Origin of the sequence: Nocardioides sp. T5, assembly GCF_048161455.1 — a bacterium.
In the GTDB taxonomy this organism is placed as follows: domain Bacteria; phylum Actinomycetota; class Actinomycetes; order Propionibacteriales; family Nocardioidaceae; genus Nocardioides.
Genome location: NZ_CP182415.1, coordinates 2,471,856 through 2,489,927, shown reverse-complemented (window position 1 = coordinate 2,489,927; position 18,072 = coordinate 2,471,856). Strand labels below are relative to the sequence as shown.

The window sequence follows — 18,072 nt, the reverse complement described above, 5'->3', positions numbered from 1 at the left end:
GTGGTCCAGTTGGGCAGGTTGGTCGGGCGGATCCACGTCGACACGGTGGCCTGGCAAAGGATCAACCCATACGCCCGGTCTCGAGGTAATCGAGGATCGGCACCGCCAGCGGAAAGATGAGGTCGTCCAGCATATAGTGCAGTTGCGACCAGAAGGCGGGCTCGGCCATCGCCGGCGGGTCGGCATCGGTCAACTGATCGCGCAGCGGGTCGGTGATCGCCGGCATGTGCTGTATCAGATCGCCCGGATAGCCCTTGGCCGTGAACACCGCCGCCATGAACAGGCAGTAACAGCGGACAAAGGCATCCGAGTTGCTGTTCACGAAGACGCTTTCCTCGTCGAAGAGTTCCTCCACTGGGTTCAGCAGCCGGATCGTGCCATCGGCGGCCTCGGCCAGAACGCCCTCACCCGAGGTGCCAAACGCCAGATAGCGGCCGCCCTGCCAGGTCACCTCGACACATTGATCGGGAAAGCGCGGAAAGTGGAAATTGGACTTGGGGTAATCTTCCAGTACCGCCAGCCAGTTCGCCTTGACGGTGGTTGTATCGTATTTGCGCTTGAGCAAGCGGGACAGGCTGGCACCGGCCAGCCCGTCCAGTTCCTTTTCGATACGGGCGAAGAATTCGGTCATTTGGACCCGTCGAGAATATTCTGCGGCTCGCGCCGGAAATTTGGCCTGTATTTCACCGCATAGGTGATCTGCGCGCCCGGCGCATAGCGATTCAGCAGCGGCTTGCAGATATCGTGGCATGGGCTGCGGCCCGAGAAAATCTCAAGGAGGCGCTCCGCGCCGGCGGTTTCGGCCACGATGATCTCCTCGGCGTGCATGGTCCCGTCATTCTTGCACCCCATGATCGAGGTGGTGCCGTCGAGGTCGGCGAGCAGTCGACCGGCGGGGGTCATCCGGACCCGGCGCCCGTCCGGTTCACGAGCGGCGTGCCCACGTCACGGCCTACTGCCGCGATGCCCTGCGGGCGTGTCGAGTGGGTCGTCCAGGGGCGACGCAGGAGCGTGGATGCGACGTGCTGAGAGGTGGTTCCAGTCGAGCACTAGGACGCCGGCTGCAGGCATGGCGATAGGTCAGGAACGGCGTCGCTCCCTACGCAGGAGGGAGCGCAGAGTCTCGGCGTTCGCGTAGCCGACCCGTAGCGCGATCTCGGCGGAGGTGAGGTCCGTGGTTGCTGAGAGGTGCCGAGCTCGTTCGATGCGAAGCCGTTGGACGAACCCGAGCGGAGTGAGGTTGAGCGCCGCACGGACTCGTCGTTCGAGGGTGCGCCGGCTGGTGCCGAGCGACTGCGCGACGAAGGCGACGTTGAACGGTTCGTCCAGGCGGGCGCGCACGAAGCGTTCGAACTCGACGACGATCGGGTCCTCGTGCCGGAGATGCTCGTAGGCGACGAAGGCCGCCTGCGACGGACGCTCGTCGATGATGAGGAGCTTGGCGACATGTTGGGCCAGGTCGGGGCTGATCGATCGCACGAGTGAGAGCGCGAGGTCGATGTGGGCGAAGGCGGCGCCGGCGGTGACGAGGTTCCCGTCGACCACGACCATGGTGTCGAGATCGAGGGCGACGGTCGGATAGCGCTTCAGGAACTCCGGCCCCAGGAACCAGCTGGTCGTCGCGCGCCGATGGTGCATCCGTCCGGTCTCGGCGACAGCGAACACGCCGGTGCACGCCGCGGCGATCCGGGTGGTCGCGTCGTCGAGGCGCCCGAGCGAGGCGATGACCGAACGAGCATCTCGGCTCTGGAGGGCGTCGTTGGTAGCGGCGGCCGTGAGGGTTCCGAGCGCAGGGACGACGACCACGTCGAACTCTGCGGACTCCGACAGCGGGTGGTCAACCGACAGGGTAATCGATGCCGTCGTGGTCACTCGCCGTTTCGGTCCGAGGATGGCGAGTTCGATCGGGTCGATCCGCGGGTCGACATCGCCGCGGGCCCCGTCGGCCACCCGCACGATGTCGATGACCGACGCGACAGCGGAACCGAAGCAGCCGTCGATCGCGATCAGCCCGATACGCATGGCGCGAACAATAGCAATACTGTCGTATACGCCACTCCCCATCGGCCCTCGCTCGTCATACGCTGAACTTGCCCCCACGAAGAACCCCGACTTCAAGGAGAACCCCTCATGTCCACACCCGCATCACTTCCGTATGCCTTCGTCGCCAAGATCGTCGCGGCCGATGGACAGCACGACGCGCTCGCCGATCTGCTCGCCGGCGCTGTCGCACTCGCCAACGAAGAAGTAGGAACGATTGTCTGGTTCGCGGTCAGGACCCACGCCGACACCTTCTGGATCTTCGATGCATTCCCCGACGAGGCCGCTCGCGACGCCCACGCCAACGGCGCCATCGTCGCAGCCCTGACGGCCAACCAGCACCTCCTCGGCGCAGCACCCGAGATCCTGGCGGCCGACGTCCTCGCGTCCAAGCTCCCGTAGTCCGCCAACGCACGAGATCATCGCGGCCCGCCGAGCCGTCGCCAGGTCGCGACGCAACGCCACGCTGCGTTGCCGAGCGGTGTGAGGCCTATCGGCACACGGACAGGATGCCGGCCGCGAGCGATCAGCCGGCGAGGGGTCCGTCGCAGAGGAGAGCGACGTCGGTGTCGGGCAGAGCCACGAGGTCAGCGCATCGCGCGACCACCAGAACCGAACCGCCCCTGCCCTGCGTTTCCGCAGGTCAGGGCGGTTCGCCGGAGCCACCTGTCGGACCCTGAAGAAGCGAGCCGCTGATGTGCTCGCCTACTTCGAAGGACCCGGCACCAGCGACGGGCCGACCGAGGCGCTCAACGGCGTCATCGAGAAGACCCGCCGCCTGGCCCACGGCTTCCGCAACTTCACCAACTACCGGATCCGGATCCTGCTCGCCGCCGACGGCTCACGTCCCTACCGACGCCGTCCCTCGATCAGACCCGAACCATCCTGAACTGGGAAGGGCCGGCAAACGTCTCGGGGGAGTCGCACGTGCAAGTTGGTCGTGTCGTTATGTCGATGTGGGCTGCAGCCCTTGTGGTGTTGACTCAGCTGGCGGTGGTGGGTACGTCGTCATCAGCTGGAGTGGCTGCGGCGGCGAACACCCCTTCAGCTGAGCTATTCATCGGGGGTGAACCCGTCACCGTCGGTGAAGACGGAGCGGCACAGCCGGTCATGGCGACCTTTGCTGCGAACGAGGGCGAACGTGTCGCACTCAGCGCGCGCGCCGCTGACGGCTACTCCTGGATAGGGGTTCGTTCGCTTAATCTCTCCGAGTGACGTAGTTCTGGGCGAGAGTCAGGACTGGGGCGAGGCCTTCGTCGAACCCATCCTTCTGCCCGAGGCCGGGGAGTACGCCGTCGAGCTCACGTCGGGCTCCGGCGCTTCCATCGTGCAAGTGTCGCCTGCCGCGGCCACGGTGCACGAAACGATCGTGGCGTCCGACAGTCCTAGCTCATGGAAGCATGCCCTCGCCCCGGGCGAGAACGCTCTCCTCGGCCTTGAGCTTTCAGCCGGGCAGAAGGTCTTCATCACGACATCGACACATTCTGGGACCGACTACTACCACGACCCCGAGGACCCTGACTTCGGCGGTGTCAACACGGCCGTTGAGCTACTCGACTCGAGCGGGGCAATTGTTGCTCAAGCGGAGGAGTGGTCGAGCGTCGTTGAATTGCCGTACGAGGCAGCTTCATCGGAGACCTACAAGATCAGGTTCGACCCTCGCGGAGACGCCAGTGGCCACGTAGAGCTGCGAGCGTTCGATGTGACCGAGCCGCTCGAGTCGCCGTTGGCGGGCGGGGTTGGTCGAGTCGTTGGCACCAGCCCCGGCCAGCGTTTGGTGGCGACTCGAATCGACACGGCGAACACCTGGGCGTCCGCACTCTCTCCGCGGGAGGCATGAGTAAGCACTGCGCCTGATGACATTCGGCAACGGGGGGCTGTCCGGACCGAGGTCCTTACACAACGACGATGTCCGGACCCGCACCCGGCCCCGCGGCGTGGGGGGCGAACGTCGCGGCGATGACGCGCCACCGGCCTTCCTCTTGGACCCACAGTCGCGTGTAGCGCAGCCGCGCTGCAGTCTCCGAGCCGTCGTGGATCGCTACCACGGTGGCGACGAGATCAGTCACACCGGTCTTGCCATCGTCACGGACGGTGACCGCCTCCTCCTCAAGCTGGAGGATCCGGAGCGACCCGGACAGGTAGGCGATGAGGTCGTCGGTCTTGGTGAAGAGCGCGCCGTCGGGGCCGGCGCCGACGACACGCGGGTGCAGGAGGGCATCAAGTGCGTCGAGGTCTCCCCGGCGCTGGGCTGCTTGGAGGTGGCGCTCAGCGTCCACGAGGTCCATGGGGTCCTTCCCTGTCATCGAGTATCGAAGAGGTGGTGGTGGTAGGCCAACACGATCGCTTGCGCGCGATCCCTGACCTGGAGCTTGCGCAGGAGCCGGGTCACGTGCGTCTTGACGGTGGTGTCGCTGATGAAGAGCTCGCGCCCGATCTCGGCATTGGACAAGCCGAGGGCGATGAGTCGAAAGACGTCTAGCTCCCGGGCGGTGAGGGTGTCGAGCGTGACGGGTCGTGGCTCTCGACGCTCCTTCGTGAAGTGAGCGATGAGGCTGCGGGTCACCGAGGGCGACAGCAACGCGGCTCCGGCCGCGATTGTGCGCACCGCAGCGATGAGTTGCTCGGGAGGATCGTCTTTGAGGACGAAACCACTGGCGCCGGCACGCAGTGCTTCGTACACAAGGTCATCGTGGTTGAACGTCGTCAGGATGAGGACCTTGGCGTCCTCGTCTGCGGCGAAGATCCGGCGAGTCGCCTCGAGGCCGTCCAGCTCGGGCATGCGTATGTCCATGAGGATGACGTCGGGTCGGTGGCGGGCGGCACGTGCGACTGCTTCGATGCCGTTGCCCGCCTCGGCTACGACCTCGATGTCCGGCTCCACGTCGAGCAACATGCGCAGACCCGCGCGGACCATCCCCTGATCGTCGACGATCAACGTCTTGATGCTCACGCCGTCAGCCCGGGCCCAGCGGGAGTCGTGCGCGCAGGGCGAAGCCGCCGGTCTCCGTGGGGCCCGCGGTCATGCTTCCCCCGTAGAGCGCGACCCGTTCACGGATTCCGACCAGACCGTGACCGAGGCTGTCTGTCGTGGTCGGTCCGCCGCCGTCGTCGCGGACCTCCAGTTCGAGGCCATCGGTGCAGTAGCGCAGGTGGACCTCGGCACGGTGGGTGTGGGCGTGTTTGATGACGTTGGTCAGGCCTTCCTGGGTAATGCGGTAGGCCGAGAGTGCTAGCCCGGGGGGAAGGTCGACGGCTTCGCCATGGACGTGAAGATCGGTGTCGATCCCCGCAGCGCGCACGGTGTCCAGGAGCGCAGCGATCCCGCCGAGGCCGGGCTGGGGGGCCAGGTCCAGGGGGTCGCCGTCGCGGCGCATCGCCTCCAGCAGCCTGCGCATCTCGGTCAGGGCGTCGCGGCCGGCCTCTTCCACGTTGCGCAGAGTCTCCCGACTCGTCACGTCCTCAACCGGCAGCCGGTGTCTCAGTGCCCCCACCTGCAGGACCATCACGCTCACTGCGTGGGCGACGATGTCGTGCAGCTCGCGAGCGATCCGGGCCCGTTCCTCTGCGACCGCCACCCTTCCCTCGTTGCGACGTTGCCACTCTGCTCTGGCCGCACGCTCCTCTGCGGCCTCGGCCTGCTCCGTGCGGGCGTGGAGGGTGAACCCCACCAGCCACCCGGCAGCGAAGAGTCCTGGGATGAAGAACAGATCGCCCGCCGTGTGGGTTGGGTCCTGGTAGGCCACGGTCGCTGCTGACGCCACCACCACGGCAAGCCCCGCACGGGCCTGCCGATGGTCCTTCAGATCACCCAGGAGCACCGCGGCGATCATCCCCACGATGGAGAGCGGGGCCTGCCCCGCGATCAACGAGCCGTCGACTATGGACAAGGTGGCGCTCGACAGCCACGTACCCGCCGGGATCGCGAAGGGCGCTCGACGGCGAAGCGTCAGGGCCAGACTCATGACGACCACGGCGACCGCGTGGAAGACGACGCCGACGTCGTCGGTGCCGGTCGAGCCGGTGTGCGTCACGATGGTCAGGGCCGCCGCGGCGGCCAGGCAGACGATGATTGCATCCAACCCGTGCTCAAGGAGGAAGACCCGCAGTCGGTGCACCCGGCCAACGTATCGCCGTCGCCGGCGTCCAGCGTCCTACGTTGGTAGGACGCCGGGTCCTCAGGTGGTCGTAGCGAGGAGACGGCCTTCGGAGGACGCACCGGACCCTGTTTCGCTCCTAGCGTCGCCGGCATGGACCTGCCTCAGGAGACGACGACCCGCGACGATGGGAGAGGGCTCGCAACCCCCGCATTCGGAACGACGAGACCGGTACCTCGTGCCACAGTCACGCCAGACCCTGCTCGCGCGGGTGCCCTGCCATCGGTCCCGCAGTACTCGCGCCGTCGTATTCTCGGCACGTGGGCAGCGGCAGCCCTGCCGATGGCGGCGCTCGCCTGGGTGGGGGGTCCCCTCCTGGCCGACGCACTCGAGGGGCCGAGCGCCTGGCCCCGCGCGATCCTGGTCTGTCTCACCGCCGGCCTGGTCTGGCAGTTCATCCTCGTCATGGGCGCCCTGCGCCATGAGCAGGGGACGCTGCGCTGGTCGGTCGCCAAAGAGGCCTTGTGGCTGCGGTCCCCGCGTAGCCCCCGCAGTGGCCGCAGCGGTGGTCGGCTCTGGTGGCTTCTCGTCCCACTGGTCCTGCTGGTGGCGGCCACCGAGGAGCTGCCGAGCCTGCCATCACCGGACCACCGCGACCTCGGCACGTTCCTCCAGTCCAGCGCCGGCCAGGACTTCATGGCGGGAAACTGGCCCTGGTTCGCGTTGATCCTCACCATGATGATCCTCAACACCGTCCTTGGGGAAGAGCTCCTGTTTCGCGGCCTGCTGCTGCCTCGCATGCGAGGAGCGTTCGGCCGTGGGGACTGGTGTGCCAACGGCGTCCTCTTCGCCGTCTACCACCTCCACGTCCCGTGGGCCATCCCAGCAAGCCTCCTCGACATGTTCCTCGTCTCTTATCCCGCCAGTCGCTACCGGAGCGCACTCATCGGCATCTGCGTACACAGCGTGCAGACCGTCGTGCTGGGGGCACTGACGCTGCTCCTGGTGCTGGGTTGAGCGGTCATCCGTGCACCTAGCCACGGCCGGGTCCGGCTGCTTCGTGCCAGCGGGCGAGGACGTCGACAACCAGGTCAACATTCACCCTCGGTGCACCGGCGCCGAACTCGGTCCTACTTGAGAGGAAACATCCCAGTCATGTTCCACGCCCCCGTCACGCCAACGCCCGCCACTGCCGCTCCGACTCATGAACCGCTCGACCGCCGACTGGTCCTCAGCGGGCTGTGGACCTCGATGTTGTTGGTGTTCGCCTACGTGGACATCTTCGGCTTCTTCCGCGCCGACGTGATCAACGGCGCCCTGGCCGGCGAGGTGTCGGGACCGGGGTTCGCAATCGACCAGACCTTCTTGACCCTCACGACGCTGTACATCCTGATCCCGAGCCTGATGGTGGCCGGCTGCCTCCTGCTCCCGCGCCGACCGAACCGACTCGCCAACCTCACGCTCGCCCCCATCTATGCGCTGACCATCGTCGGCGGGATGCTGGGCGAGACATGGGTGTACTACCTGATCGGTAGCTGCGTCGAACTCGTGCTGCTCGTGACGGTCGTTCGTGTCGCGCACCGCTGGCGCTGAACCTCGGTGATCGGAGAGAAGTTGAGCCACATCGCATGCCTCCACCACAGGAACGGACTCAGCTCGGATCGACCACCGCGATCTGGATCATCGTGCCCCTCGCTGTCGGCCCGACCCTGCTTCGCCGATCAGAGGTGAAGTAGCCGATGCCCATTCGCGTCTCGGCTCGCACCCTCGCCCTCCGAATAGTTGCACGTGTTCGACTCAGCCTCGCGCTGGCGGTGCTGGCCGGCTTGGCGGCATTCCTGACAGCCGGGTGTGCCAGCGCAGTCTCGGGCCGGGTCGGTGTCGCTTTGGACGACCGGGGGCAGCCGGTGCTCGTGGTGATCTCGTGTGATCGAGTCCTCGACGAAGTCATCGTGACGGACGCCACCGGCGAGATCGGCCGATGGGCCACAGACCTGACCACGTCAGGGCTGACGACTCTGGATCCCGCCGCTCCGACCCCGCTCTGGCGCGGCGCTGGGATCTCATGGCCGCAGCGGGGCGAGGTCAGCGTCGACGCCGCCTCGACCACCACTGAACTGGACGGCAGCGGAGTGGTCGTCGCACCGCGATGGCTCACGCAGCTCAGTGCCGGCCACGTACTGGTCGGCGACTCGGGCGAGACCGTGCCGCGCGATCAATTCGAGAGCACCTGCGACTAGCGGGTCGCGCCGGCTCGCCCAGTCCCGTCGTGAGCTCATCCCGCCTGTGTACAAGCATGGAATTCGCTCCTGTTGCCCTCCAGCGCAAACGGCAGAAGAGTTGCATCGACTCGATTCGCGTCGAAGTCATCGCCAGACTGTCTCTGTTTCGCGGCGTGCACCGCGGTCCCGGCAGCCGCGCCGAGGGCAGTGCCGATGCCGGGCGTCAACAGGTCAATCCCCTCGAAGATCTGGCCAAGGTTCAAACCAACAACGACGGCTCCTGCCAAGGCGAGGATGCCGATCCAGTGCTCGAGTCGAGTCGTGACTTCCCCTCACATTCGTTGGCCATCCGCTGAGGCCGTCGGGAGCCACATCCCCTTCCCAGCACAGCAAGCACCAAAACCGGTTGACGAACGCGGCGCGCCAGCGGGCCACGCCTAACTCGTCCGCATCGAGGGCACCGACCCTCTCCGTAGGCCGATCCGCGTGCGGCGAATCGATGCTGGCACTTGCGCGCCCGACGTTTCGAAGACGCAGGCACTTCCGACGTGCCGATGTGTCGAATTCTTGAGTTGTTCCAGACAATCTGCTTGAGTTGAAGGGATGTCAACGACGCGTGGTGCCGATCTCCGCGAGAGCCTCAAGGCTGTCGGCCTGCGTGTCACGCGACCCCGGGTGGCGGTGCTGGGCGCCGTGGAGGACCAGCCGCACGCCGACACCGAGTCGCTGATCGGCGCCGTGCGCCGTGAGCTGCCGGCCGTTTCACACCAGGCGGTGTACGACGTGCTCCGTGCGCTGACGACCGCGGGCCTGGTGCGCCGCATTCAGCCTTCGGGCTCGGTCGCGCGCTACGAGTCGCGGGTCGGTGACAACCACCACCACGTCGTCTGCAGCTCGTGCGGTGCGATTGCCGACGTGGACTGCGCCGTCGGTGAGGGACCTTGCCTTGACGCCTCCGAGACCCACGGCTTCGTCATCGACGAGGCCGAGGTGACCTACTGGGGCATCTGCCCGGCTTGCTCCGAGTCACCTGTTGCACCCACTTCCTGAAGCCCCAACGAACCACTCAACGAGGAGCGATGAACGATGGCGTTTGAAGAGAATACTGACCCGATCACCACCGCGGCCGGTGCACCGGTCGCTGAGAACCAGAACAGCCTGACTGCCGGGGCGCGCGGTCCGATGCTGCTGCAGGACTTGTGGTTCCTCGAGAAACTGGCGCACTTCGACCGTGAGGTCATCCCGGAGCGTCGGATGCACGCGAAGGGCTCGGGCGCCTTCGGGACGTTCAGGGTCACCCAGGACATCTCGAGGTACACGAAGGCCGCGATCTTCAACAAGGTCGGCAACGAGTGCGAGATGTTCGCCCGGTTCTCCACCGTCGCCGGTGAGCGCGGTGCCGCCGACGCCGAGCGCGACATTCGCGGCTTCGCGCTGCGCTTCTACACCGAGGAGGGCAACTGGGACGTCGTCGGCAACAACACCCCGGTGTTCTTCTTCCGCGACCCGCTGAAGTTCCCCGACCTCAACCGCGCCGTCAAGCGCGATCCACGCACCAACCTGCGCGACGCCGAGAACAACTGGGGTTTCTGGACCAACCTGCCCGAGGCGCTGCATCAGGTAACCATCGTGATGAGTGACCGGGGCATCCCGAAGTCCTATCGCCACATGCACGGCTTCGGCTCGCACACGTTCTCCTTCATCAACGCCGCGGGCGAGCGCTTCTGGGTGAAGTTCCACTTTCGCACGCAGCAGGGCATCGAGAACCTCACCGACGAGGACGCTGCCGCTGTCGTCGCCGGCGACCGCGAGTCCGGCCAGCGCGACCTTTACGAGTCGATCGAGAAGGGCGACTTCCCGAAGTGGAAGTTCTTCATCCAGGTGATGCCTGAGGCCGAGGCCGACAACTACCGCTTCCACCCCTTCGACCTCACCAAGGTCTGGTCGAAGAAGGACTATCCACTCATCGAGGTGGGCGAGTTCGAGCTCAACCGCAACCCCGACAACTACTTCGCCGACGTAGAACAGGCCGCATTCACCCCCGCCAACCTGGTGCCGGGCATCTCCTTCAGCCCGGACAAGATGCTCCAGGGCCGGCTCTTCTCCTACGGCGACGCGGCCCGGTACCGCGTCGGGGTCAACCACCACCAGATCCCGGTCAACCAGCCGCGGGCCGCGAAGGTGACGAACACCTACCACCGCGACGGCGCGATGCGGGTCGACGGCAACCAGGGGTCGGTGCCCGGAATTGAGCCGAACAACTTCGGCCGCTGGCCTGAGCAGCCCGCGTACGCCGACCCGGCCCAGGCCATCGGTGCCGTCGCCGATCGGTTCGACTTCCGCGAGGACGATGACAACTACTTCGAACAGCCCGGCGACCTCTTCCGCCTGATGAGCGCCGAGGAGCAGCAGCGACTGTTCGAGAACACCGCGCGGGCCATCGACGGAGCGTCCGCCACGTCGGTCGAGAAGCACATCTTCAACTGCACGCAGGCCGACCCCGCCTACGGCGAAGGTGTCCGCAAGGCGATCGAGGCGCTCGCCGCCGGCGCCATCGACGACACCGAGCCCAACCCGGACAACACCCCCGCCTGACCGATCTCAGGTCAACAGCCCGCCACGACCGAACATCTCGGCCGCCTGGCGGGCTGTTGGCGTGCCGGCGTCCAGGTCGGCACCGGCGCCTACGAGTCGGCGTACGACCTCATCGGCGCCCTTGAACATGGCACCAGCGACGATCGACTGGTCGCGAGCGTTGCGCAGGTCGGGGTCGGCGCCGCGGTCGAGCAGCATGTTCACGGTGTCGGGACGATCGTGGTAGGCCGCCAGCATCAGCAACGAGTCGCCCGACTCGGATACCGCATTGACGGGGACGCCGTGGTCGAGGAACTCCTCCAACTGCTCAGTCTCACCGGCGCGGGCCAGGTCGAGGGCCAGCGAGAGGACGCGTTCGGTCTGCTCGGGCGTGAGACTCATCTGAGAAGTCTACGAGCACGTGCAGAACTCACCGATCATGTGTCGCTAACGCTGTAAAGACGGGAGTTCTTGGCCTTCCCCGCGCTCCGGGCCATCCCGTAAGCCGATCCCGCACCGGGTCGCTCCGCGAGCCCATCCCGCACCGGGTCGCTCCGCGAGCCCATCCCGCACCGGGTCGCTCCGCGAGCCCATCCCGCACCGGGTCGCTCCGCGAGCCCATCCCGCACCGGGTCGCTCCGCGAGCCCATCGTCTGCGGGGACAGCTGACCTACTGATCGCCATAGTCTGAGGGGCCATGACACGTACGTGGGACACGACGATGACTGGGGTGCTGCGCCTGCCCTCGGGTCGCCTCGTTCGGGGCCGTGGTCTGCGCCGACCGCTGCCCGATGGGACGTGTCCCGACTTCGGACTGTACTTGCTCGGCAAGCCACCGGCCGGCATGCGTTGGGACACGCGATGGCTTCGCTGGCCGGACTTCCGGCTACCCGCCGACCAAGTGGACGCGCGAGACGCGCTGAGCGAGGCATGGCGCCGAGCCGAGGACGAACGAGTGGAAGTCGCCTGTGGCAGCGGGCGCGGCAGGACGGGCACCGCCCTCGCCTGTCTCGCCGTGCTGGATGGCGTACCCGCCGGTGAGGCCGTGGCCCTTGTCCGAGAGCACTACGACGCTCGAGCGGTGGAGACGCCCTGGCAGCGCCGCTACGTCGGGCGATTCAGCACCGCGTGACTTGGTCCTCAGCGCGATCCGCTATCGGGATGTGGGGATGCGGTGGAAGGTCTGACTGGATTGGGAGGCGACGGCTTTAGGCGCCGAAGCCGAGGAACACCAACAGTCGGCGTTCGAGCTCGACCATGGTCGAGGAGTCAAGCCTTCCCAGGACAATGTGTGCGTTGCTCCTGCGGACCGTGGTGATCTTCTCGACCATCAGGAAGCTGTCCTGGACAAGGCCGTTGTCCCCTGTGGCCTCCACCCGCACGCGAATCAACGGTGCATCGAGATCTAGGGTCGTGAACGGGCAGACGGTCAGGGAGTCGGTGGCGTCGAAGCGGTCGTCCTGAAGCACCAAGGCGGGGCGTGGCTTGCTCGCGTAGACACCTCCGGCGACCGTGACGATGTCCCCGCGCCTCATTCGTCCCAATCGAGAGAGATGGACTCGACGAACTCCATGTCGTCGCCGGCTGCGGATGCGACAAGGGCGGACTGGCGGTGCGCCTCGGCGGCGAACTCGGGAGAGCGAACGTCTGGAACCCAGATCTGGATGGGTCTGAGTCCTTGGGCGCGCATTCGCTCCCGGTGCGCCTTCACTCGGTCCTTCACACTCATGCCCCAAGTGTTACATGTAACGAGTTCCGGGCCAAGTCTCTTTGGCGCATGGGCATCGTCCCGAAGCCACGTCCTGGGTGTTGGGCTCTGGTGGATGGGACAGGCTCGGCTCGGCGGAGCCGTCCCATGTCTGGCTTGGACTGCAGCACGGTTGCGTTCCGTGACATCGGGGTGCGCGCTGGTGGTGTCGGGCGAAGCCCCGATGCCCGAGTCGCCCGCGCCCCGCGTTCGCCGGGCCAACCTTGGAGGTGCGCCATGAACGCACTACTTGTCGGGTACGCCCGATGCTCCACCGATCAGCAAGACCTGACTGCGCAACGCGACGCCCTGCTCGGCCTCGGCGTCGAGGCCGAGCGCATCTATGTCGACCACGGCCTGACCGGCACCAACCGGGAGCGCCCTGGCCTTCGTGAGGCATTGGCTGCGTGCCGCGCCGGCGACACCCTGGTGGTCACCAAACTCGATCGGCTGGCTCGATCCCTGCCGGATGCGCGGGCGATCGCAGACGAGCTCACCACGAGGGAGATCAGCCTCAGCCTCGGTGGGTCGGTTTACGATCCGACCGACGCCGTCGGGCGGCTGCTGTTCAACGTCCTCGCGATGGTGGCGGAGTTCGAGTCCGACCTAATCCGGCTGCGCACGGTCGAGGGCATGAAGGTCGCAAGGGCGAAGGGTCGGCTGAAGGGCAAGCAGCCCAAGCTCAGCCGCAAGCAGGAAGCGCACTTGGTGTCGCTGGTGCACAGTGGCGAGTACAGCACCCTCGAAGTCGCCGAACTGTTCGGCGTCGGCCGCTCCACCGTCTACCGCGCCATCCAACGCCAACGGTTGGCAGCCAAGGCAGGCGTCGTAGACGTGTCAGCACGTCGCTGAACGCAACCTCGTCGGCCTCCCGCAACCGACACCCGAGCGGGACGCCGGCACACAATGTGCGTCTCCACGTCTGCCAGGAACAGCGCCGTCCCAACAGCCGTTCCCGTTGTGGTCTCGTCCGGGCGAGTCGGTGGTCGGATGCGCGACGGTGCCGGATGTCAGTGCGCCACGGCGACGGGTGTCGCTGTTGCTGAGGGTTGGGGAGCTGTGGCCAGGGGTACGAGCTCGAGCGCGGCGAGCATGCGGGCTGTCTCGACGAAGTCGCTGACCGTCTGCGCGCCGAGGTCGTTGCGCCAGGCGATGGCGAGCGGGGAGTGGGGGAGCCCGGTGACCGGGATGAACGCGAGGCCGGGGCGGCGGTAGTACCGCTGGGTGGATGCTTGGCTGAAGGCGATTCCGCGGCCGGAGAGAATGGCCTCGAAGCACTCGTCGACGTCGCCGACTTCGGCGCCGAGCACCGGGTTGTTGCCGCCGCGGCTGGAGGTGGCGAGCCAGAAGTCGCGCCAGTACTCCGGCGCTTTCCGGGCGACGAAGGCCTCGTCGATGACCTCTTCGACCGACACCTGGTCCCTGGCTGCTAGCGGCGAGCTGCTGGATGTCACCAGCACCCGCGGTTCGACGAAGAGGGTCTCGATGCTCAGCCAGTCCTGCATCAGCAGCGGCGGGCGGACGAAGGCGATATCGACGCTGCCGTTCGCCAGGCCGACGTAGGGGTCGGCGAAGTCGTGCGACCGCATCTCGACCTGGACACGCGGGTACCGGGTCTGGAAGGCCTTGAGGATCTGGGGGGTGAGCTCGGCGGCCGCGTTACCCTGGAAGCCGACCACGAGCGTGCCCCGAACGCCCCGCAATGCGTCACGCGTGGCGTCGACAAGCCGGTCGGCCCCAACCAGGAGCTTGTGGGCCTCCTCGAGCAAAACCGTGCCCACCTCGGTGAGTTCGACGTGGCGGCTGGTGCGGTCGAAGAGCTTGGCGCCGAGGGAGTGCTCGAGCTTGCGGATCTGGACGCTCAGGGCGGGCTGGGAGATGTGCAGCCGATCCGCGGCCCTGCCGAAGTGCAGCTCCTCGGCGACCGCGACGAAGTACCGCAGCACCCGCAGCTCCGGCACGTCAGCCATGACCGGACGGTAGCCCCGTCTGGCCGGCAGCACCAATAACCGTCCCCTATGGATCGATGAGAAGACGGCATTGGACCCCGGCGACGTGACGGCGGTCTCATGGGAGAGGCGCCGCCGACCCCAGTCCGGGATCGGCAGCCACACCCTTCGTTCCCTCAGAAAGGAAACGCTCATGAGCGCGCAGACCAGCGCACCGACGGCCGAAGCCTGGGCCGAGGCGTTCGCAGAAGCCAGCAACAACGACACCGAGATCCAGGCCCACGGCAAGTACTTCACCTGCTCCTACCTCCTGGACGCCACGGACCGCACCTATGTGATCCAGGTCGAGTCCGGCCGGGTGACCCATGTGACTGCGAACCCCGGGCCCCTGGACGTGGCCTACCAGTTCGCCATCCGCGCCAGCGCCGGCACCTGGCGCGAGTTCGGACAGCCGGTGCCGGCACCGATGTTCCACGGCATCTGGGCCGCCAGCTTCCAGCGCGACATGAAGCTCGAGGGCGACATCCTCGTGCTCATGCAGAACCTGCGCTGCATCACCCGCCAGGTCGAGCTCCTGCGCGTCGTCGGCTCCCCCGTCTGAGGAAGGAACACACCCTTGAGCAACCCCAAGATCTCACCTGTCACCGGCCACTACGTGACTATCGACGTCGACGGCCTGGAGTACAAGGTCTTCTACCTCGAGAACGGCACCGGCCAGCCGCTGGTCTGCCAGCACACCGCCGGCTGTCACAACCACCAGTGGCGCGGCCTGCTCGAGGACGAGGAGATCACTGCGAACTACCGCGTCATCGCCTACGACCTGCCCCGCCACGGCAAGTCCGACCCGCCCGAGAACACCGAATGGTGGAAGGAGGAGTACCAGCTCTCCGCCGACCACTACGCGAACTTCATCATCGCGCTGTGCGACGCCCTCGAGCTCGAGGACCCGATCTTCATGGGCTCCTCCTTCGGCGGCAACATCGCCCTGCAGCTCGCACTGCGCAGGCCGGACCGATTCGCCGGCGTCCTGTCCGTCGAAGGTGCCGACTACTCGCCGGGCTTCTATCTCGACTGGTGGCAGCACCCGCACGCGAACGCCGCCCAGGTGTGCGCCAGCGGCACCTGGGACCTGATGGCTCCCCAGTCGCCCGAGGCCGACAGGTGGAAGACCTGGTTCTACTACTCCCAGGGCTCGGAGTCCTTCAAGGGCGACCTGCACTTCTACTCCGTCGATCACGACCTGCGCGGCAAGCTCGGCGACATCGACGGCGAGCAGTGCCCCGTGGTCATGATGACCGGCGAGTACGACTACCTCACCACCCCCGAGGACAGCGAGCGCACCGCCAACGCCATCACCAACGGCTCCTTCATCAACATGCCCGAGATCGGGCACTTCCCGATGAGCGAGAACCACCCGGTCTTCCGCACCTACCTCATCCAGGCCCTCGAGAGCCTGCAGAAGAAGAAGGCCAGCGTCACCGCCTGAATCACCAGCACAGGCGGGCGGGACAGCACCCACGCTGTCCCGCCCGCCTGCATGCCCGGTCCCACGAGAGGGAACAGACGTTGCAGCCCCCCACACAGCCCATCTGGGTCGCCGGCCAACAGGTCACCGGCACCGACACCACCACCATCACCCCACCCGACGGTGGCGACCCCATCGCCCGCGTGACCGTGGCCAGCGCCGAGCACGCTGAGGGCGCCGTCCACGCAGCCGACGCCATCTCCCACGAGCTGGCCAGCCTGCCCGCTCATCGCCGCGCCGACGCCCTCGACCACGTCTCACGCCGCTTGGTCGAAAGTTCCGAAGAGCTGGCTCAACTCGTGATGGCCGAGGGCGGCAAGCCCATCCGCTGGGCCCGCGTCGAGGTCAGCCGTGCCGCTGCGACGTTCCGCCTGGCCTCGGAGGAAGCCCGCCGATGGTCCGGGGAGCTCCAGCGACTCGACACCGACCCAGCCGGTGAAGGCCGGATCGCTCTCAACCGCCGCGTGCCCCGCGGACCCGTCCTGGGCATCACCCCGTTCAACTTTCCCCTGAACCTCGTCGCGCATAAGGTCGCCCCAGCACTGGCCGTCGGCGCGCCCATCGTCCTCAAACCCGCACCCGCCACGCCCCTGTCCGCGCTCTTTATCGGCGACCTGCTCGCCGAGACCGACCTTCCCGCAGGATCTTGGTCGGTCATCACTACCCCCAACGCGCAGATGGACTCGCTCGTCACCGATCCCCGTTTGCCGGTCGTGTCCTTCACCGGGTCCGGCCCGGTGGGCTGGAGCATCTGCGATCGCGTCCCACGCAAGCACGTCACCCTCGAGCTCGGCGGCAACGCCGCCGCCGTCGTCTGTGCCGACTGGAACAGCGACGCCGACCTGAAGAACGCCGCCCAGCGCATCGCCGCCTTCGGCATGGGCCAAGCCGGGCAGTCCTGCATCTCGGTCCAGCGAGTCATCGCCGACACCACCATTTACCAACGACTGCTCGACCTCGTGCTCATCGAGGTCGACAAGCAGGTCCTCGGCGATCCCGCCGACGAGGCCACCACCCTGGGACCGATGATCAACACCGCCGCCGCCGAACGCGCGCACACCTGGGTCGACGAAGCCGTCCAGTCAGGAGCCCACGTCCTCACCGGCGGCAACCGCCACAACGCCCGGCTCGAACCCACCGTCATCGTCGACGCACCGCTCGACGCCCGCGTGAACCGCGACGAGGTGTTCGCCCCCGTCATCTCAGTCCGCCGCGTCGACAACACAGACGAGGCGTTCGCCGCCGTGAACGACTCCCAGTTCGGGCTGCAAGTCGGCATCTTCACCCACGACATCGGCACCGCGTTCCGAGCCCACCGCGACCTCGACGTCGGCGGCATCATCATCGGTGACGTCCCCAGCTACCGCGCCGACCAGATGCCCTACGGCGGCACCAAGGGCTCAGGTATCGGCCGAGAGGGCGTCCGGTACGCCATGGACGATCTCACCTACGACCGCAGCCTGGTCTTCACAGGCGCGGAGCTGTAGACCAGGCGGCCGCCCACGGGAACTTCACCGCCGTGTCCCGCAAGTCGATCGGCTTACGGTACTGCTCGATCGCTCCCTGCTTCCGGAACGCGCGTCGCTCAACCGAGCCGGCGTCTGCCGCATTCGACGACCACCGCACCTCAACGCAAAACGATGGACGCTTACTAGTCGAAAACCTCGTCAGATCCCGGCCGATGCGAACTCGTTCGTACAAGGCATGCAGGGCCGCGAGGCGGCGTTCTTGCAGATGAGAGCAGAGGAGAGCAGGTAGGAGCAGACGCGCCTCACTGCATGCTCGACGTCAAGGGGTCGCAGGTTCAAATCCTGTCAGCCCGACCGAGAAATCGCCCCTGACCTGCGGAAACGCAGGTCAGGGGCTTCTCGCTTCTTGAACCGGGAGTCGCTCTGGCACGCCCATGGCACGGAAACGG

General features: G+C 66.8%; 23 protein-coding genes and 1 pseudogene. 14 read left to right on the top strand and 10 right to left on the bottom strand.

The window, feature by feature from the left end; genetic code table 11:
- Positions 1 to 61: 61 nt before the first annotated feature.
- The 3 genes from ACNKF0_RS12075 to ACNKF0_RS12065 all read right to left on the bottom strand — a co-directional run bounded on the left by ACNKF0_RS12075 (position 62) and on the right by ACNKF0_RS12065 (position 2,022).
- Positions 62 to 631, bottom strand: a complete 570-nt coding sequence (locus ACNKF0_RS12075; protein WP_299932327.1) for an SUKH-4 family immunity protein — start codon at positions 629 to 631, stop codon at positions 62 to 64.
- Complete coding sequence (locus ACNKF0_RS12070) at positions 628 to 903, bottom strand: nucleic acid/nucleotide deaminase domain-containing protein (protein ID WP_416952419.1); 276 nt, start codon at positions 901 to 903, stop codon at positions 628 to 630. The genes ACNKF0_RS12075 and ACNKF0_RS12070 overlap by 4 nt, the downstream gene beginning before the upstream one ends.
- A gap of 177 nt (positions 904 to 1,080) precedes the next feature.
- The gene (locus ACNKF0_RS12065) at positions 1,081 to 2,022 is read right to left on the bottom strand and encodes a GlxA family transcriptional regulator (protein WP_416952417.1); all 942 of its coding nucleotides are present in this window, start codon (positions 2,020 to 2,022) and stop codon (positions 1,081 to 1,083) included.
- A gap of 108 nt (positions 2,023 to 2,130) precedes the next feature.
- Between ACNKF0_RS12065 and ACNKF0_RS12060 the strand changes: the two genes are divergently transcribed.
- From ACNKF0_RS12060 to ACNKF0_RS12050, 3 genes and pseudogenes are all read left to right on the top strand, one after another.
- Positions 2,131 to 2,442: a putative quinol monooxygenase gene (locus tag ACNKF0_RS12060; RefSeq protein WP_114332294.1), complete on the top strand. Its 312-nt coding sequence runs from the start codon at positions 2,131 to 2,133 to the stop codon at positions 2,440 to 2,442.
- A 268-nt stretch (positions 2,443 to 2,710) separates the two neighbouring features.
- Positions 2,711 to 2,929 (top strand): annotated as a pseudogene (locus tag ACNKF0_RS12055) (transposase); the annotation flags it as partial.
- Between the two features lie 444 nt (positions 2,930 to 3,373).
- A complete protein-coding gene (locus ACNKF0_RS12050; RefSeq protein WP_416952414.1) occupies positions 3,374 to 3,880 on the top strand; it encodes a hypothetical protein in 507 nt (168 codons plus the stop codon).
- Between the two features lie 55 nt (positions 3,881 to 3,935).
- Here ACNKF0_RS12050 and ACNKF0_RS12045 read toward each other — a convergent pair whose 3' ends face one another.
- From ACNKF0_RS12045 to ACNKF0_RS12035, 3 genes are read right to left on the bottom strand one after another with little or no spacing between them, the layout of a single operon-like run.
- Positions 3,936 to 4,328 (bottom strand): nuclear transport factor 2 family protein, encoded by a 393-nt coding sequence (locus ACNKF0_RS12045; protein WP_246196744.1) that lies wholly within the window; start codon positions 4,326 to 4,328, stop codon positions 3,936 to 3,938.
- A 14-nt stretch (positions 4,329 to 4,342) separates the two neighbouring features.
- On the bottom strand, positions 4,343 to 4,993 hold the full coding sequence (locus ACNKF0_RS12040) for a response regulator (RefSeq protein WP_159899379.1): 651 nt from the start codon (positions 4,991 to 4,993) through the stop codon (positions 4,343 to 4,345).
- A 4-nt stretch (positions 4,994 to 4,997) separates the two neighbouring features.
- A complete protein-coding gene (locus ACNKF0_RS12035) occupies positions 4,998 to 6,158 on the bottom strand; it encodes a sensor histidine kinase (protein ID WP_299932357.1) in 1,161 nt (386 codons plus the stop codon).
- Between the two features lie 132 nt (positions 6,159 to 6,290).
- Here ACNKF0_RS12035 and ACNKF0_RS12030 point away from each other — a divergent pair, with 132 nt between their 5' ends.
- The 6 genes from ACNKF0_RS12030 (at position 6,291) to ACNKF0_RS12005 (ending at position 10,954) form a co-directional block, all read left to right on the top strand.
- A complete protein-coding gene (locus ACNKF0_RS12030) occupies positions 6,291 to 7,154 on the top strand; it encodes a CPBP family intramembrane glutamic endopeptidase (RefSeq protein ID WP_416952411.1) in 864 nt (287 codons plus the stop codon).
- Positions 7,155 to 7,292: 138 nt separating this feature from the next.
- Complete coding sequence (locus ACNKF0_RS12025) at positions 7,293 to 7,730, top strand: DUF6326 family protein (RefSeq protein WP_299932363.1); 438 nt, start codon at positions 7,293 to 7,295, stop codon at positions 7,728 to 7,730.
- Positions 7,731 to 7,876: 146 nt separating this feature from the next.
- Entirely contained in the window at positions 7,877 to 8,377 is a 501-nt protein-coding gene (locus tag ACNKF0_RS12020) for a hypothetical protein (RefSeq protein ID WP_159899386.1), read from the top strand.
- A gap of 56 nt (positions 8,378 to 8,433) precedes the next feature.
- Positions 8,434 to 8,715, top strand: a complete 282-nt coding sequence (locus ACNKF0_RS12015; protein WP_299932369.1) for a hypothetical protein — start codon at positions 8,434 to 8,436, stop codon at positions 8,713 to 8,715.
- 247 nt (positions 8,716 to 8,962) lie between these two features.
- Complete coding sequence (locus ACNKF0_RS12010; RefSeq protein ID WP_416952408.1) at positions 8,963 to 9,409, top strand: Fur family transcriptional regulator; 447 nt, start codon at positions 8,963 to 8,965, stop codon at positions 9,407 to 9,409.
- Between the two features lie 36 nt (positions 9,410 to 9,445).
- Complete coding sequence (locus tag ACNKF0_RS12005) at positions 9,446 to 10,954, top strand: catalase (RefSeq protein WP_416952406.1); 1,509 nt, start codon at positions 9,446 to 9,448, stop codon at positions 10,952 to 10,954.
- 6 nt (positions 10,955 to 10,960) lie between these two features.
- Here the strand turns inward: ACNKF0_RS12005 and ACNKF0_RS12000 are convergent, their stop codons facing one another.
- Positions 10,961 to 11,335: an ankyrin repeat domain-containing protein gene (locus tag ACNKF0_RS12000; RefSeq protein WP_416952404.1), complete on the bottom strand. Its 375-nt coding sequence runs from the start codon at positions 11,333 to 11,335 to the stop codon at positions 10,961 to 10,963.
- A gap of 295 nt (positions 11,336 to 11,630) precedes the next feature.
- Here ACNKF0_RS12000 and ACNKF0_RS11995 point away from each other — a divergent pair, with 295 nt between their 5' ends.
- On the top strand, positions 11,631 to 12,065 hold the full coding sequence (locus tag ACNKF0_RS11995; RefSeq protein WP_366916580.1) for a protein-tyrosine phosphatase family protein: 435 nt from the start codon (positions 11,631 to 11,633) through the stop codon (positions 12,063 to 12,065).
- A 76-nt stretch (positions 12,066 to 12,141) separates the two neighbouring features.
- Here ACNKF0_RS11995 and ACNKF0_RS11990 read toward each other — a convergent pair whose 3' ends face one another.
- Entirely contained in the window at positions 12,142 to 12,468 is a 327-nt protein-coding gene (locus ACNKF0_RS11990) for a type II toxin-antitoxin system PemK/MazF family toxin (RefSeq protein ID WP_416952401.1), read from the bottom strand.
- The gene (locus tag ACNKF0_RS11985; protein WP_416952399.1) at positions 12,465 to 12,662 is read right to left on the bottom strand and encodes an antitoxin MazE family protein; all 198 of its coding nucleotides are present in this window, start codon (positions 12,660 to 12,662) and stop codon (positions 12,465 to 12,467) included. Before ACNKF0_RS11985 ends, ACNKF0_RS11990 begins: the two co-directional genes overlap by 4 nt.
- Positions 12,663 to 12,917: 255 nt before the next feature.
- Here ACNKF0_RS11985 and ACNKF0_RS11980 point away from each other — a divergent pair, with 255 nt between their 5' ends.
- Positions 12,918 to 13,532, top strand: a complete 615-nt coding sequence (locus tag ACNKF0_RS11980; protein ID WP_416952397.1) for a recombinase family protein — start codon at positions 12,918 to 12,920, stop codon at positions 13,530 to 13,532.
- Positions 13,533 to 13,690: 158 nt separating this feature from the next.
- Here the strand turns inward: ACNKF0_RS11980 and ACNKF0_RS11975 are convergent, their stop codons facing one another.
- Positions 13,691 to 14,794: a LysR family transcriptional regulator gene (locus tag ACNKF0_RS11975; protein ID WP_416952395.1), complete on the bottom strand. Its 1,104-nt coding sequence runs from the start codon at positions 14,792 to 14,794 to the stop codon at positions 13,691 to 13,693.
- Between the two features lie 28 nt (positions 14,795 to 14,822).
- Between ACNKF0_RS11975 and ACNKF0_RS11970 the strand changes: the two genes are divergently transcribed.
- The 3 genes from ACNKF0_RS11970 to ACNKF0_RS11960 all read left to right on the top strand — a co-directional run bounded on the left by ACNKF0_RS11970 (position 14,823) and on the right by ACNKF0_RS11960 (position 17,641).
- Positions 14,823 to 15,230, top strand: coding sequence for a hypothetical protein (locus tag ACNKF0_RS11970; protein ID WP_252974201.1), 408 nt, complete (start codon positions 14,823 to 14,825; stop codon positions 15,228 to 15,230).
- 15 nt (positions 15,231 to 15,245) lie between these two features.
- Positions 15,246 to 16,115: an alpha/beta hydrolase gene (locus ACNKF0_RS11965; RefSeq protein WP_347209129.1), complete on the top strand. Its 870-nt coding sequence runs from the start codon at positions 15,246 to 15,248 to the stop codon at positions 16,113 to 16,115.
- An 80-nt stretch (positions 16,116 to 16,195) separates the two neighbouring features.
- Positions 16,196 to 17,641 carry an aldehyde dehydrogenase family protein gene (locus tag ACNKF0_RS11960; protein WP_416952392.1) on the top strand — a complete coding sequence of 482 codons (1,446 nt, stop codon included), beginning with the start codon at positions 16,196 to 16,198 and terminating at the stop codon, positions 17,639 to 17,641.
- Positions 17,642 to 18,072 lie beyond the last annotated feature (431 nt).

Bases quoted from the DNA above. Each gene is read 5' to 3' on its own strand.
- ACNKF0_RS12075 (WP_299932327.1), bottom strand. From the start codon at position 631: ATGACCGAATTCTTCGCCCGTATCGAAAAGGAACTGGACGGGCTGGCC.
- ACNKF0_RS12070 (WP_416952419.1), bottom strand. From the start codon at position 903: ATGACCCCCGCCGGTCGACTGCTCGCCGACCTCGACGGCACCACCTCG.
- ACNKF0_RS12065 (WP_416952417.1), bottom strand. From the start codon at position 2,022: ATGCGTATCGGGCTGATCGCGATCGACGGCTGCTTCGGTTCCGCTGTC.
- ACNKF0_RS12060 (WP_114332294.1), top strand. From the start codon at position 2,131: ATGTCCACACCCGCATCACTTCCGTATGCCTTCGTCGCCAAGATCGTC.
- ACNKF0_RS12045 (WP_246196744.1), bottom strand. From the start codon at position 4,328: ATGGACCTCGTGGACGCTGAGCGCCACCTCCAAGCAGCCCAGCGCCGG.
- ACNKF0_RS12030 (WP_416952411.1), top strand. From the start codon at position 6,291: ATGGACCTGCCTCAGGAGACGACGACCCGCGACGATGGGAGAGGGCTC.
- ACNKF0_RS12025 (WP_299932363.1), top strand. From the start codon at position 7,293: ATGTTCCACGCCCCCGTCACGCCAACGCCCGCCACTGCCGCTCCGACT.
- ACNKF0_RS12020 (WP_159899386.1), top strand. From the start codon at position 7,877: ATGCCCATTCGCGTCTCGGCTCGCACCCTCGCCCTCCGAATAGTTGCA.
- ACNKF0_RS12015 (WP_299932369.1), top strand. From the start codon at position 8,434: ATGGAATTCGCTCCTGTTGCCCTCCAGCGCAAACGGCAGAAGAGTTGC.
- ACNKF0_RS12010 (WP_416952408.1), top strand. From the start codon at position 8,963: ATGTCAACGACGCGTGGTGCCGATCTCCGCGAGAGCCTCAAGGCTGTC.
- ACNKF0_RS12005 (WP_416952406.1), top strand. From the start codon at position 9,446: ATGGCGTTTGAAGAGAATACTGACCCGATCACCACCGCGGCCGGTGCA.
- ACNKF0_RS12000 (WP_416952404.1), bottom strand. From the start codon at position 11,335: ATGAGTCTCACGCCCGAGCAGACCGAACGCGTCCTCTCGCTGGCCCTC.
- ACNKF0_RS11995 (WP_366916580.1), top strand. From the start codon at position 11,631: ATGACACGTACGTGGGACACGACGATGACTGGGGTGCTGCGCCTGCCC.
- ACNKF0_RS11990 (WP_416952401.1), bottom strand. From the start codon at position 12,468: ATGAGGCGCGGGGACATCGTCACGGTCGCCGGAGGTGTCTACGCGAGC.
- ACNKF0_RS11985 (WP_416952399.1), bottom strand. From the start codon at position 12,662: ATGAGTGTGAAGGACCGAGTGAAGGCGCACCGGGAGCGAATGCGCGCC.
- ACNKF0_RS11980 (WP_416952397.1), top strand. From the start codon at position 12,918: ATGAACGCACTACTTGTCGGGTACGCCCGATGCTCCACCGATCAGCAA.
- ACNKF0_RS11970 (WP_252974201.1), top strand. From the start codon at position 14,823: ATGAGCGCGCAGACCAGCGCACCGACGGCCGAAGCCTGGGCCGAGGCG.